This window comes from Jatrophihabitans sp., from assembly GCF_046262535.1.
Classification (GTDB): domain Bacteria; phylum Actinomycetota; class Actinomycetes; order Mycobacteriales; family Jatrophihabitantaceae; genus Jatrophihabitans.
The window spans coordinates 1-12,601 of the sequence record NZ_JBHEMO010000034.1; the positions used below are offsets into that span (position 1 = coordinate 1).

The window sequence follows — 12,601 nt, forward strand, 5'->3', positions numbered from 1 at the left end:
TCGACACCCTGCGCCAGCGCAGCCGCCATCCGAACATCCATCGCAACCACCATCCCCGCCATGAGCAGCAGCCCACAGCACGTCAGGTGTCAGCGATGTCCCGAGACATAAATCTGTCAGCGAAGTCCTGGGACTCGACACCCGACCGACAGAAACGCCGGGAAAAGCAGGCTGTGGACAGCGGACTTGTCCGCGCCAAACCACGTCATAGCGTGGGGAAGCGCGGACAAGGTCCGGGCAGGAAGCGGGCGGCGACGCCGAGCCGTCAGGAACGGGGGACGAGCGTCAACAGCGTCGCCTCGGGACGGCAGCAGAAGCGGATGGGCGTCCACGGGCCCGTCCCCAGACCCGCACTGATGTGGAAGAACATGTGGTCGTCCCACCGGTGCAACCAGCGGGCCCGCGTGCGCTCGATCCCGCAGTTGGTGACGATCGCCGGCCCGAACGGCACTCGCACCTGACCGCCGTGGGTGTGCCCGGCCAGCACGAGGTCGTAGCGGTCGCGGGCGAACCGCGTGAGCATCGCGGGCTCCGGCGAATGAGTGACGCCGATGCGCACGACGGCGTCGGCCTCGGCCGGCCCGGCCACCAGGCCGTATCGCGCGCGGCGCAGATGCGGGTCGTCCGTGCCGGTCAGGGCGACCCGCTGGCCGGCTGCTGTCGCGACCGTGCGGACATGGGTGAGGTCGAGCCAGCCGGCGTGGGTCATCGCCGCCGCCATCTGCGGCCACGGCAACGGAGCGCCGTGCGTCGACCGTCGAGGCGGGCCGAAGTAGCGGGCCGGGTTCTTCGGCCGCGGCGCGTAGTAGTCGTTGTTGCCCGGAACGAACGCGCCGGGGAACGCGAACAGCGGCTCGAGCGAACGCATGACGGCCGGAATCGCGTTGGCTGCCGACAGCGTGTCGCCGGTGTTGATCACCAAATCGGGACGTAGCTCGGCCAGCCCTCGGATCCATGCGTGCTTGCGGCGCTGACCGGCCGTGATGTGCAGATCGGACACGTGCAGCACCCGCAGCGGCTGCGCGCCCGGATCCAGCACCGGTACCTCGAACCGCCTCACCGTGAACGCATTGCGCTCGATGACTGTGCCGTAGAAGGCGGCGCCGGCTCCGGCCGCAGCCACTGCGGTCAGCCTGCGATGCATCGGCTCAGCCTACGGACAACGCTCGTGCATCCGGTCGGTACCGTCGAGGTATGACCGAGCAGCCCAGCCTCAAGGAGCGCCTGCACAGCGATCTCAACGCGGCGATGAAGGCCCGTGACGAGCTCACGACCGCAACGCTGCGGATGGCGCTGACCGCGGTGACCACCGAAGAGGTGGCCGGGTCGGCCGCGCGACAGTTGAGTAACGACGAGGTGTTGCGGGTGCTCGGGCGCGAGGCGAAAAAACGCCGCGAGGCCGCTGAGGCGTTCGACGGCGCCGGACGCACCGAACTCGCCGAGCGCGAGCGGGCCGAAGGAACGGTGCTCGATCGCTATTTGCCCGCGCAGCTCGGTGATGACGAGCTCGGCGAACTGGTTGCCGCGGCGATCGCCGAAGCCGGCGCCACCACCCCGGGAGACATGGGCGCGGTGATGAAGCTGGTACAGCCGCGAGTCGCCGGCCGGGCCGACGGGAAACGGGTCAGCGACGAGGTGCGCCGGCGACTGGCCTGAGACGACCCGGCCGGCCAACGCCCATCGGGTCAGTGTCCGTGCCCGTGTCCCGGTTTGCTGGACGTGGGCTTCGGGTTGGGAACGCCGCTGGACGTGGTGGCGCGGGCGCCGCCGGTCCTCTTGCGCGGCTTCGGAATCACGGGGATGACGACATGCTGCAGGGTGCCCTTGCTGACGCAGACGGTGATCGTCGTTCCGGCCGCTGCGCGGTGCGGGCCGTACAACCCGACGGTGTCGAACGGCTCCGCGCTCGGACAGGTGAGGTTGTCCGCGGCGTCCAGGCGCACCATCTTGTACCCGGCCTCGTCGAGCTGCCGCTTCGCGTCGGCGAGGCTTTGGCCGGCGATGTCCGGCACCTCGGAGCCGATGTCGTCCGGGTTCGGCCATTCCCATCGGTGGGCGCGCAAGGACGACTGCAACGTTTGCAGCCACACCTTCGCGGCGAAGTCGCCGTAGGCCGCACCCTTCCTCTCCCCGACCAGCCCTGACGACGGCGCGCTCGAGTTGTCGAAGTTGATGACAGCGGTGGATGCGACCAGGTTCGGAGTCATGCCGACGAACCACACGGAGCTGTTGTTCCTGCTGTTCGCCGCGTTGGTGCCCGTCTTGCCGGCGATGATGCTGGGATTGCCGGCGTACCAGTTGTCGAAGACCCCGGCTGACGTCCCGACGCCCTTCGTGTCGCCGGACAGGATGTCGACGGCTTGGGCCGCCACCTGCGGGGCGACGACCTGCACGCCGGCTGTCCGCTTCACGGCGACGGTCTGGCCGCGGCTGTCGTTGATCGACAGGACGGGCGCCGGCAGGTTGTACTTGCCGCCGTTCGCGATCGCGGCGTAGGCGCCGGCCAGCTCGAGCGGGCTCGTCTCGACCGAGCCGAGCACGACTTGCTGGGCGCGGTCCTGGTCGACGATCGTCTGCGCGATCGTGCGCTGCGGCGAGTCCTTGGGGTTGTGCTCCTGCAGGCTGCGCATCCCGAGCTTGGCCATCATGTCGACGATCGGCTGGAGGTTGCAGTCGAGCAGTTCGTCGGCCAGCCCGACGAAGAAGCTGTTCGACGACTTCGCGGTGGCGCTGGCCAGCGACTCGGTCGCGTTGTAGTTGACATTGGCGTCGCCGTTGATCGAGCTACTGCGGGTTGCGCAGTTCTTCGGCTTGAACGTGCCGAAACTTCCGACCGTGGTCAGTTTCCAGTCCGAGGGGACGCCAGTCGACAGCGCGACCAGCAGCGGGAACAGCTTGAAGGTGGATGCCCCCTGGGCGGTGTACTTGGTGAACATCGGCTGCTCGGTCTCGCCGCGGCCGAGCCCGTACCGCTTGCTCGCACCCATGGCCAGCACGTCGCCGGTGTGCGGATCGATCACCGGCTCGACCGCGGTCATCGTGGACGTCGGCGGCACGGACCGGTTGATCTTCGCCTGGATCCGGTTCTGCAGCGTCGGGTCGAGCGTGGTCACGATCTTGAGGCCGCCGGTTTGCAGGTCAGAGGATTTGATCCCGTTGACGGTCTCCAGCCAGTCGGCCACGTACTCGCAGAAGAAGGCCGCGTTGTGCACTGTGGTGCTCGAGTTGGCGCAGCCCTGCTTGACCCGCGGCGGCGACGACGAGGCCAGCGCGACGGGCGTCGCCTTCACTTCGTCGGCCTTGGCCTGGCTCAGCTTGTGGACGGCGACCAGGTTCTGCAGCACCTGGTCACGCCGCTCCTTGGCGGCCGCGCGGTTGAGGAACGGGTCGTAGTCCGACGGTGCGCGGAGCAGGCCGACCAGCAGCGCCGACTCGGCGAGGGTCAGCCGCGAGGCCGGCTTGTTGAAGTAGGTCTCCGCCGCAGTCTGGATGCCGTACGAGTGCTCACCGAAGAACGCGATGTTGAGGTAGTTGTTGAGGATCGTGTCCTTGGATTCGTGCAATGTCTTCTCGATGTAGATCGCGCACTTGGCGTCTTCCATCTTGCGATGCAGGTTGACCGCGATGGCGGCCTGCTGCTTCTTGGGGTCGTTGATCGCCTGGTAGTAGCGCACCTGCTTGACGTACTGCATCGTCAGGGTCGAACCGCCCTGGGTGTCGCCGCCGCTGGTGCTCAGCGCCGACCGGAACAGGCCGCGCAGGTCGACCCCGTGGTGCTTGTAGAACCGGCGGTCCTCGGTCGCGACCAGCGCGTCCTGCAGCGCTTTGGGGATCTGGCTCAGCGGGATGGGGACGCGGTCCTGACTGAACAGGGTGGCGATGATCGTCTTGCCGTCGCGGGCGTACACCGTCGTCTTCTGCGGTGGCTGGCTTTCCTGGAGGGTGCAGTTCGTGTCGAGGAACTTGCCCGCGGCATGGCCGGCGACGACGCCGAGGCCGCCCACATAGGGGAGCAGCAAACCCGCGCCCAGGATGGCCACCGCGAACAGCGAGCCGACGAGCTTGCCCAGCGTTTTCCAGGGGTCCGGACGGTAGGGATCGGCGGCCACGGGATATGAGGGTACGGGGCGGTGCCGATGGGCCGGGTGCGTCCCTCAGGCGCCCAGCAGGCGCCCGATCGTCCGCAGCCCGTCCAGGTCGTGCACGTCGGCGGGCAACGCCGGCACCGAAACCAAAGGCACCTGGGGGTGGGCGGCCGAGAACCGCTTGGTCATCCGGGCGTCGTGCTCGGCGGCCGCGGCGATCTCGTTGTGAACCAGCAACGCCGAGCGCGCGAGGGCTGAGGCCGGGTCGTCGCCCTTCAGCGCGTCGGCGGCGAGTTCGGCCCGGGCGGCGCTCAGCGGCTGGCTGCCCTCGACGGGAACCGCGCGGCGGGTGCGGTTGACCACGATGCCGGCCAGTGGCATCCGCTCGGCCGACAGCCGTTCGACGAAGTAGGACGCCTCGCGCAGAGCGTCTGGCTCGGGCGCGGCCACGACCAGGAAGGCGGTGCCGGGCGTCTTCAGCAGCTCGTAGGTCTGCTGCGCCCGTTCCCGGAAGCCGCCGAACATCGATTCCAGGGCGGTGACGAACGTCGACAGGTCGTTGAGCAAGTCGCCGCCGATCACCTTGGTGAACACGCGGGCGACCATGCCGACCGAGACGGTGACAACCTTCATGTACGCCTTGCCGCCGGCCTTGGCCGGTGCGGTCAGCAGCCGGATCATGCGCCCGTCGAGGAAGCGACCGAGGCGGTTCGGGGCGTCCAGGAAGTCCAACGCCGAGCGTGACGGCGGCGTGTCGACGACGATCAGGTCCCACTCGTTGGTGGCGACGAGCTGACCCAGCTTCTCCATCGCCATGTACTCCTGCGTCCCGGCGAAGGACGACGACAGCGATTGGTAGAAGGGGTTGGCGAAGATTTGTTCGGCTCGTTCGGGCGTGGAGTGCTCGAGCACCACGTCATCGAACGTGCGCTTCATGTCGAGCATCATCGCGAAGAGCTGGCCGCCGTTGCCCGAACCGTTCGTCGCGCCCTTGACCTCACGCGGGGTGTTGTCGAGCTCGGTCAGTCCCATCGACTGGGCGAGCCGGCGGGCCGGATCGATCGTCAGCACCACGGTGCGCCGCCCGGCTTCGGCCCCGATCATGGCGATGGCCGCCGCGGTCGTCGTCTTGCCCACGCCGCCGCTGCCGCAGGTGACCACCACCTTGGTCTTCGGATCGCGGACGAGTGCGGCCGCGTCGAGGGGTGGGTTGGTCCGCGTCACGGCGTCGGCTCCAGAAACCGGGCGGCCAGGTCGCGCAGCTCACCGAGTTCGACGGGCGGGTTCAGGTCGGGCAACTCGACGCGCGGCAGGTCGAGCGCATCGAGCCGGGCCGCGTTCTCCTCCTGGACGTGCTGGCGCTCGAGGTAGGCCGCCATCTCCTGGGCGAGTGCCTTGCCGTGGGCGGCGGGAATGGCCGCCTTCTTCAGGCCGGCCTTGAGCAGCGGCAGGTCGACCTCGCCCTCGCCGCCGACCTGGTCGTCGGTGATCAGGGTCGGCCGCGCGCGGTTCACGATGAGCGCGCCGAGCTGGAAGTTCAGCCGGCGCAGCTCGGCCGCCGCGTCGATCGTCTCCTGGACCGGCATCTCCTCGAGCAGGGTGACGATGTGCACCGCGGTCTTCGGGCCGTGCAGGAGCTTGATGACGCCCTCGCTCTGGTTGCTGATCGGGCCGAACTTGGTCAGCTTGGCGACTTCTTGCGTGGCGTCGAGGAAGCGGCCGATCCGCCCGGTGGGCGGCGCGTCCAACACGACCGCGTCATACACCGGCGAGCCGTCGGCCGCGACCCGCACCACCGCCTCCTTGACCTTGCCGGTGAGCAGGACGTCGCGCAGGCCCGGCGCCAGGGTGGTCACGAAGTCCACCGCGCCCATCTTCTTCAGGCCCTTGCCGGCCCGTTTGAGGCCGTAGAACATCTCGAGGTACTCGAGCATGGCCTGTTCGGGGTCGATGGCCAGACCGAACAGCTGGCCGCCGTTGCCGAGGGTGGTCAGCCGCTCCTCGCTGTACGGCATCGGCGGCATGTCGAAGAGCTGGGCGATGGACTGCCGGGATTCGACCTCGACGAGCAGGACCTTGCGCCCGCCGTCGGCCAGCGCCAGGGCGAGGGCAGCAGCGACCGTCGACTTGCCCGTGCCCCCCTTGCCGGTGACGACGTGCAGACGCGCCTTGGCCGGTATGCCGTCGACGAGCGACGCCGGCGCGGGGCGCGAACCGGGGCGAGACGCTGCGCGCGTGGCGACCATATTGGCCAGCGTAGGAGATGGGCCTGTGCGGCCCGGCTGCGGCGTCGTCGCACAGTGACCCACGGAGCAGATAGCGTCCCGGGCATGACAGATGCACTTGCAAGGCTGCACGACCTGGGCATCACCCTTCCCTCCGTGGTCGCCCCGCTCGCCGCCTACGTGCCGGCCCGGCGCAGCGGCTCCTTCGTCTACACATCGGGCCAACTGCCGATGGTCGACGGCACGCTGCCCCGCACCGGCAAGGTCGGTGCCGACGTCAGCCCCGAGGACGCCGCCGATCTTGCGCGGACGGCCGGACTCAACGCGCTGGCGGCCGTCCACGCCTTGGTCGGGCTGGACACCGTCGTCGGGGTGGTCAAGGTGGTCGGCTTCGTCGCCTCGGCCCCGGACTTCACCGGTCACCCAACCGTGGTGAACGGCGCCAGCCACCTTTTCGGCGAGGTCTTCGGCGACGCCGGCGCCCACGCCCGCTCGGCTGTCGGCGTCGCGTCGCTCCCGCTCGACTCCCCCGTCGAGATCGAGCTCATCGTGGAGGTGCGGTGACGCAGCCGGCCGATGAGGTGCCGGTTCGCGAGGCGGCCACCGTCGTGTTGCTGCGCAACGGCGTCGACGGGGTGGAGGCGTGGTTACTGACGCGCGTCACCCAAATGGCCTTCGCTGCCGGCATGACGGTGTTCCCCGGCGGCCGCGTCGACCCGTCCGACGCGTCGCTGCCACTGGCCGGCGGGGACGTCGCCCTCCTGGCGGCCCGCTTCGGCTGCGACGAGCCGACGGCGCACGCGCTGCTCGGCGCCGCCGTCCGCGAGACCTTCGAAGAAACCGGGGTGTTGCTGAGCGTCCCGGTGGCCGATCTCAGCGATGCCCGGGCTGATGTCGAACGTGGCTTGGTGTCGTTCGGCGACCTCTTGCGCGCGAACGACCTGGCCATCGACGCCCACGCGCTGTACCCCTGGTCGCGGTGGATCACGCCCGCGGGAGAAGCGCGCCGCTACGACACCCGCTTCTTCGTCGGAGCGCTGCCCGAGGCGGCCGAGGCGCAGGACGTGACGACCGAAGCGAGCGCCGCCGCCTGGGTGGCCGTCCGGGCCGCGATCGAGGAGGCGCAGCGCGGGGAACGAAAGATGCTGCCGCCGACCCTCGCGACGCTCGCCTCCCTCGTCGAGTTCGACACGGTGGCCGAGGTGGTCGCGGCGTCGGCCGAGCGCCGCCTGGACCCCGTCCGTCCACAGGTGCGGGTGGGGGACGACGGGTCGGTGGCCGTCGAACTGCCGGACGGGTCCTTCGTCCCCGTACCTCGGAGCATGTTCCGGTGACCGTCTCTCACCCCGCGTACGAGACGGTGCGCCGAGTGACGCCGGTGGCCGCGGTGCTGCTGCAGAGCAATCCCGGTCCGATGACGCTCGACGGCACCAACACCTGGCTGCTGCGGGGGCCGGATTCGGGCCAGACCGTGGTGGTCGATCCCGGCCAGTCCGACGACGCGCATCTCGACGCCCTGTGCGCTGCCGCGCCGTCCATCTCGCTCGTGCTGGTGACGCACGGCCATTTCGACCACAGCCAGGCCGCGGCCGCGCTGCACGACCGGGTCGGTGCGCCCGTGCGGGCCATCGACCCGCAGTACTGCCACGGCGGGTCGGCCCTCGTCGACGGCGAGACCATCGAGGCCGCCGGCGTCCGAGTGCAGGTACTGGCTACGCCGGGCCACAGCGCCGACTCGGCCTCGTTCGTCCTCGGGGAGCGGGACGCGGTGCTGACGGGGGACACGATCCTCGGGCGCGGGACCACGGTGGTCGCGCACCCGGACGGGATACTCGGCGCGTACCTCGAGTCGCTGCAGCGGCTGCAGTCCTACGGCGACGCGGCGGTGCTGACCGGGCACGGGCCTGACCTGCCGTCGATCGCCGAGGTGGCCGCGATGTATCTGGCCCACCGGCAGGAGCGCCTCGACCAGGTGCGGGCGGCGCTGGCCGAACTGGGCCCGGACGCGTCCGCGCGGCAGATCGTCGAGCTCGTCTACGCCGAAGTCGACGAGGCCGTCTGGTGGGCCGCCGAGCTGTCGGTCGAAGCGCAGCTCGACTACCTGCGCATCACGCCTTAACGGGCGCGGCGGGCGAGGCGTTCGCGGTCGAGGATGACGACGCTTTTGCCTTCCAGACGCAGCCACCCGCGCGACGCGAAGTCGGCCAGCGCCTTGTTCACCGTCTCCCGCGAGGCCCCGACGAGCTGGGCGAGCTCCTCCTGCGTGAGGTCGTGGGTGACGCGCAGCTGGCCGCCGTCGATGGAGCCGAACCGCTGGGCCAGCTGCAACAGCTGCTTGGCCACGCGTCCCGGCACGTCGACGAAGATCAGGTCGGCGAGCATCGTGTTGGTCCGCCGGAGCCGGCGGGCGACGACGCGCAGCAACTGCATCGCGATCTGCGGCCGCTCGGTGGCCCACTTCTGCAGCGCCGACTTCGGCAGCTTGGCCAGCCGGGCGTCGGTGACGACCGTGGCCGTGGCCGTGCGCGGGCCCGGGTCGAAAAGCGACAATTCACCGAACTGGTCGGACGGGCCGTAGATGGCAACCAGGTTCTCGCGCCCGTCCGGCGACCGGCGGCCGAGCTTCACCTTGCCGGCCAGGACGATGTACAGGCTGTCGCCGGGCTCGCCCTCGTTGAACAGCACGGCGCCACGCGGCGCCTCGAAGATCTCGAACTCACCGGACAGTGCTTCGACGTCGTCGGGGTCGACGCCCTGGAACAGGCCGGCCCTGCGCAGGATCTCGTCCACGTGTGCTCCTCGTCGCTCGCTCGATGCGAGCCTGGTCACAGTCTGGCGCGGAGTCTAGTGCCATGCCAAAAGGGAGGGCGCGATCAGTTCGACGATCTGCGCCAACCGCGGCGCAGCCGCCCGAGCCCGAGCCGGGCCCGGAACCGGGCCAGGGCCGAATCCGTGCCCTCGGTGACGAAGGCGTCCAGCTCCTCGGGATTGGCGTCGTCGAGGAACTGCTCGATGTCGCGTTCGTCGGCAACCATGCTCAGCGGTTCCTCGACCCGGGCCATGAGCATGACGAAGCCCAGCAGGACGAAGGGGAACAGCAGCAGCGCGAAGCCGATCATGATGCCGTCCATTCTGCCTTACACGCGTGGTCGGCGGACAGTTCTACTGTGGCCGAGTGCGTGAGCGAAGCGAACGAACCATCGGAATGCGGCTCCGCCCGTCAACCGAGCGAAGCGAGGCTTGACGGTGCCATCGAAGACTGCGATCGAAGAAACGCCGCTCGCGCTGACCCGCCGGGCCCGACGCATCAACCGCGAGCTGGCCGAGACGTTCCCGACCGCGCACTGCGAGCTCGACTTCGGCAATCCGCTGGAGCTTTCGGTTGCGACGATCCTGTCCGCTCAGTGCACCGACAGGCGCGTCAACGAGGTCACCCCGGCGCTGTTCGCGAAGTATTGGACGGCGGCCGACTACGCCGCGGCCGACCGCGACGAGGTCGAGCGCCTGATCAAGCCGACCGGGTTCTTCCGCAACAAGACCACCTCGCTGATCAAGCTGGGTCAGGCGTTGGTCGAGCGCTATGACGGCGAGGTGCCGAACCGGCTGGAGGACCTCGTCACGCTGCCCGGCTTCGGCCGCAAGACCGCCAACGTCGTCCTCGGCAACGCCTTCGGCATTCCCGGACTGACCGTCGACACCCACTTCGGGCGTCTGGTGCGCCGATGGCAATGGACGGCCGAGACCGACCCGGTGAAGGTCGAGCACGTCGTCGCCGAGCTCATCCCCAAGAAGGAATGGACGATCTTCTCCCACCGCGCCATCTGGCACGGGCGGCGGATCTGCCACGCCCGCAAACCCGCGTGCGGCGCCTGCCCGATCGCCCGCTCGTGCCCGTCCTTCGGTGAAGGGCCGTCCGATCCCGCGATCGCGGCCACGCTCGTCAAGTCCGAGGAACAGATGGTCGCCTCATGACCGAGGCCGATGAGCTGCCCGCCTGGCTGCGCCCGCTGGCCGAGCGGGCGGTCGAGATCGACGGCAGCGACCTGTCCCGGTTCCTGCCTCCCGACGACGGCAGCGGGCGGGCCTCGGCCGTGCTCATCGCGCTCGCCGACACCGCGCAGGGGCCGGCCGTCCTGCTCATCGAGCGGGCCGCGGACATGCGCACGCACGCCGGGCAGGTCGCCTTTCCCGGTGGTTCCCTCGACCCGACCGACGAGTCGCTCGACGCCGCCGCACTGCGCGAGGCGAGCGAGGAGGTCGGCCTCGATCCGCGCAGCGTCCGGGTCGTCACCGACCTGCCGGCGATCTTCATCCCGGTGTCCGGCTTCGTCGTGACCCCCGTGCTGGCCTGGTGGCAGCACCCGCACGAAGTGGCGCCGGTCGACAAGCGGGAAGTCGCGCGGGTGGCGCTCGTCCCGATCGCCGAACTGGCCGACCCCGCGAATCGGTTCGTGGTCACCCATCCGTCCGGCTGGCTCGGACCCGCGTTCGAGGCCGGGGACCTGTTCGTGTGGGGGTTCACGGCCGGACTCGTCGACCGGCTGCTCGAATTCGGCGGCTGGGCTCAGCCATGGGACAAGTCGGTTACCCGCGAACTGCCGGCCATCTACTACCGGCGCTGAAGGCCGACCGACGCCGCGGCCGGCCGCCCAGCTTGCGCCGGTAGCGTCACGGGCATGGTCAGCCTCCGCCGCGCGTCGCTGGCTGTCGCCGTCCTCGCCCTGCTCGCGGGCTGCTCGAACCGGGAGTCGCCGACGAACAAGCGTCCGCAGGCGGGTACGGCCACGGCCTCGCCGGTCGACGGGGTCCAGCAGATCGTGATGACCTCAGGCGTCGATCTGCGGTTCCACCCGTCGACGCTGGTGGTGCACGCCGGCAAGGTCCGCATCATCCTCGAGAACACGTCGAAGCCGGGCGCCGGCCCTCCGCACAACGTCATCTTCTCGAAGCTTCCCGGCGCCGACGTCCCACTCGCGACGGCGGGCAGCAGCGAGTCGGTGACCTTCACGGCGCCCGCTCCCGGGACGTACAACTTCGTGTGCAGCATCCACATCGCTCAGGGGCAGACCGGAAAGTTGATCGTGAAGTGAGCGGGTGAACCTCCTCGACCTGACGATCGTGCTCGCGGCGATCGCCTATGCGATCGGCGGCTTTCGCAGCGGCGCGGTCGTCGGGGCGTTCTCGCTGCTCGGCTTCTTCGGCGGCGCGGTGCTCGGGGCGCAGCTGGCCAAGCCGCTCGGTTCGCACCTCGCCGACGGCCGGGCGCAGATACCCGTCGCCATCTTCTGCGTGCTCGTCGTCGCGACGCTCGGGCAGCTGCTGGGCGTGTACGTCGCGGGCCACGTCCGGGCCAAGGTCGTGCGGGAGGCCGGGCGGCCATGGGACTCCGGCATCGGTGCGGCACTGGGCGTGCTGTCGGTGCTGCTGGTGGCCTGGATGGTCGCCGTGCCGCTGGCGTCCTCTCCGTATCCGAGGCTGTCCGCCGAAGCGAGCCACTCCAAGATCGTCCGTGAGATCAACGGCGTGATGCCCACCGGGGTCCGGCACCTGTACTCCTCGCTGCGCGGCTTCCTCGACCAGAGCGGCTTCCCGCCGGTCTTCGGTGACCTGCCGTCGACGTCGGTGGTCGCGGTGCCGCCGCCGCCGTCGGATCTGAGCCCCGACGTGCGCCGGCGGGTCGAGATCGCTGCCGACTCGGTGCTCAAGATCTACGGCCAGGCGCCGCAGTGCGGCCGGGGGATCGAGGGCTCGGGCTTCGTCTTCGCGCCGCACCGCATCCTGACGAATGCGCACGTGGTCGCCGGCACCCGCGAGGTCGAGGTCCAGGTGACCGATCACCAGAACCTCGCCGCCCACGTCGTCGTCTACGACCCCGACCGCGACGTCGCCGTGCTCGACGTCCCCGGCCTGAGCGCGCCGGCGCTGCGGTTCGCCACCGCGGACGCGAAGCAGGGCGACCCGGCCCTGGTTCTGGGCTATCCCGAGAACGGGCCGTTCACCGTACGGTCGGCTCGGGTGCGGGCCAGGACGACCGTCGGCGGCACCAACATCTACGGCAACAGCAGCGTCCGCCGGTCGATCTACTCGATCCGTGCGGTCGTGCGGAGCGGCAACTCCGGCGGCCCGCTGCTCGCCGACGACGGAACGGTGCTGGGGATGGTGTTCGCGACGGCCAGCGATTCACCCGACACCGGCTTCGCGCTCACCGACGACGAGATCCGCGACGACGCCGAGCGCGGCCGCACCCTGACGCAGCCGGTGGGCACCCACGGCTGCACCCCGGACTGACCC

Annotated in this window: 14 protein-coding genes; 8 read left to right on the forward strand and 6 right to left on the reverse strand. The window is 70.0% G+C overall.

Features of this window, described 5'->3' with window-relative positions; genetic code table 11:
- Positions 1 to 265: 265 nt before the first annotated feature.
- Positions 266 to 1,144: a metallophosphoesterase gene (locus tag ABR571_RS05400; protein ID WP_409452163.1), complete on the reverse strand. Its 879-nt coding sequence runs from the start codon at positions 1,142 to 1,144 to the stop codon at positions 266 to 268.
- A 50-nt stretch (positions 1,145 to 1,194) separates the two neighbouring features.
- On the opposite strand from ABR571_RS05400, the gene ABR571_RS05405 reads away from it, so the two are divergent.
- Entirely contained in the window at positions 1,195 to 1,656 is a 462-nt protein-coding gene (locus tag ABR571_RS05405; RefSeq protein ID WP_409452164.1) for a GatB/YqeY domain-containing protein, read from the forward strand.
- 29 nt (positions 1,657 to 1,685) lie between these two features.
- Here the strand turns inward: ABR571_RS05405 and ABR571_RS05410 are convergent, their stop codons facing one another.
- The 3 genes from ABR571_RS05410 to ABR571_RS05420 are packed head-to-tail and all read right to left on the reverse strand — an operon-like array spanning position 1,686 to position 6,331.
- Positions 1,686 to 4,109 (reverse strand): transglycosylase domain-containing protein, encoded by a 2,424-nt coding sequence (locus tag ABR571_RS05410; RefSeq protein ID WP_409452165.1) that lies wholly within the window; start codon positions 4,107 to 4,109, stop codon positions 1,686 to 1,688.
- 45 nt (positions 4,110 to 4,154) lie between these two features.
- Positions 4,155 to 5,309: an ArsA family ATPase gene (locus ABR571_RS05415; protein ID WP_409452166.1), complete on the reverse strand. Its 1,155-nt coding sequence runs from the start codon at positions 5,307 to 5,309 to the stop codon at positions 4,155 to 4,157.
- Positions 5,306 to 6,331 (reverse strand): ArsA family ATPase, encoded by a 1,026-nt coding sequence (locus ABR571_RS05420; protein WP_409452167.1) that lies wholly within the window; start codon positions 6,329 to 6,331, stop codon positions 5,306 to 5,308. The genes ABR571_RS05415 and ABR571_RS05420 overlap by 4 nt, the downstream gene beginning before the upstream one ends.
- An 84-nt stretch (positions 6,332 to 6,415) precedes the next feature.
- On the opposite strand from ABR571_RS05420, the gene ABR571_RS05425 reads away from it, so the two are divergent.
- The 3 genes from ABR571_RS05425 to ABR571_RS05435 are packed head-to-tail and all read left to right on the forward strand — an operon-like array spanning position 6,416 to position 8,429.
- The gene (locus tag ABR571_RS05425; RefSeq protein WP_409452168.1) at positions 6,416 to 6,874 is read left to right on the forward strand and encodes a RidA family protein; all 459 of its coding nucleotides are present in this window, start codon (positions 6,416 to 6,418) and stop codon (positions 6,872 to 6,874) included.
- Positions 6,871 to 7,644, forward strand: a complete 774-nt coding sequence (locus ABR571_RS05430) for an NUDIX hydrolase (RefSeq protein ID WP_409452169.1) — start codon at positions 6,871 to 6,873, stop codon at positions 7,642 to 7,644. Before ABR571_RS05425 ends, ABR571_RS05430 begins: the two co-directional genes overlap by 4 nt.
- Positions 7,641 to 8,429: an MBL fold metallo-hydrolase gene (locus ABR571_RS05435; RefSeq protein ID WP_409452170.1), complete on the forward strand. Its 789-nt coding sequence runs from the start codon at positions 7,641 to 7,643 to the stop codon at positions 8,427 to 8,429. Before ABR571_RS05430 ends, ABR571_RS05435 begins: the two co-directional genes overlap by 4 nt.
- Here the strand turns inward: ABR571_RS05435 and ABR571_RS05440 are convergent.
- Both ABR571_RS05440 and ABR571_RS05445 read right to left on the reverse strand, forming a co-directional pair.
- On the reverse strand, positions 8,426 to 9,100 hold the full coding sequence (locus tag ABR571_RS05440; RefSeq protein ID WP_409452171.1) for a Crp/Fnr family transcriptional regulator: 675 nt from the start codon (positions 9,098 to 9,100) through the stop codon (positions 8,426 to 8,428). The two genes, ABR571_RS05435 and ABR571_RS05440, sit on opposite strands and share 4 nt — an antisense overlap.
- Positions 9,101 to 9,183: 83 nt before the next feature.
- On the reverse strand, positions 9,184 to 9,429 hold the full coding sequence (locus tag ABR571_RS05445) for a hypothetical protein (RefSeq protein WP_409452172.1): 246 nt from the start codon (positions 9,427 to 9,429) through the stop codon (positions 9,184 to 9,186).
- 121 nt (positions 9,430 to 9,550) lie between these two features.
- Between ABR571_RS05445 and nth the strand changes: the two genes are divergently transcribed.
- Genes nth through ABR571_RS05465 form a run of 4 tightly spaced genes read left to right on the forward strand, consistent with a single transcriptional unit; the run spans position 9,551 to position 12,598 of the window.
- Positions 9,551 to 10,282 carry an endonuclease III gene (gene nth, locus ABR571_RS05450; RefSeq protein ID WP_409452173.1) on the forward strand — a complete coding sequence of 244 codons (732 nt, stop codon included), beginning with the start codon at positions 9,551 to 9,553 and terminating at the stop codon, positions 10,280 to 10,282.
- Positions 10,279 to 10,932, forward strand: coding sequence for an NUDIX hydrolase (locus tag ABR571_RS05455; RefSeq protein ID WP_409452174.1), 654 nt, complete (start codon positions 10,279 to 10,281; stop codon positions 10,930 to 10,932). The genes nth and ABR571_RS05455 overlap by 4 nt, the downstream gene beginning before the upstream one ends.
- Positions 10,933 to 10,986: 54 nt before the next feature.
- On the forward strand, positions 10,987 to 11,400 hold the full coding sequence (locus ABR571_RS05460; RefSeq protein WP_409452175.1) for a cupredoxin domain-containing protein: 414 nt from the start codon (positions 10,987 to 10,989) through the stop codon (positions 11,398 to 11,400).
- A gap of 4 nt (positions 11,401 to 11,404) precedes the next feature.
- A complete protein-coding gene (locus tag ABR571_RS05465) occupies positions 11,405 to 12,598 on the forward strand; it encodes a MarP family serine protease (RefSeq protein ID WP_409452176.1) in 1,194 nt (397 codons plus the stop codon).
- Positions 12,599 to 12,601 lie beyond the last annotated feature (3 nt).

Bases quoted from the DNA above. Each gene is read 5' to 3' on its own strand.
- ABR571_RS05400 (WP_409452163.1), bottom strand. From the start codon at position 1,144: ATGCATCGCAGGCTGACCGCAGTGGCTGCGGCCGGAGCCGGCGCCGCC.
- ABR571_RS05405 (WP_409452164.1), top strand. From the start codon at position 1,195: ATGACCGAGCAGCCCAGCCTCAAGGAGCGCCTGCACAGCGATCTCAAC.
- ABR571_RS05420 (WP_409452167.1), bottom strand. From the start codon at position 6,331: ATGGTCGCCACGCGCGCAGCGTCTCGCCCCGGTTCGCGCCCCGCGCCG.
- ABR571_RS05425 (WP_409452168.1), top strand. From the start codon at position 6,416: ATGACAGATGCACTTGCAAGGCTGCACGACCTGGGCATCACCCTTCCC.
- ABR571_RS05445 (WP_409452172.1), bottom strand. From the start codon at position 9,429: ATGATCGGCTTCGCGCTGCTGCTGTTCCCCTTCGTCCTGCTGGGCTTC.
- ABR571_RS05455 (WP_409452174.1), top strand. From the start codon at position 10,279: ATGACCGAGGCCGATGAGCTGCCCGCCTGGCTGCGCCCGCTGGCCGAG.
- ABR571_RS05460 (WP_409452175.1), top strand. From the start codon at position 10,987: ATGGTCAGCCTCCGCCGCGCGTCGCTGGCTGTCGCCGTCCTCGCCCTG.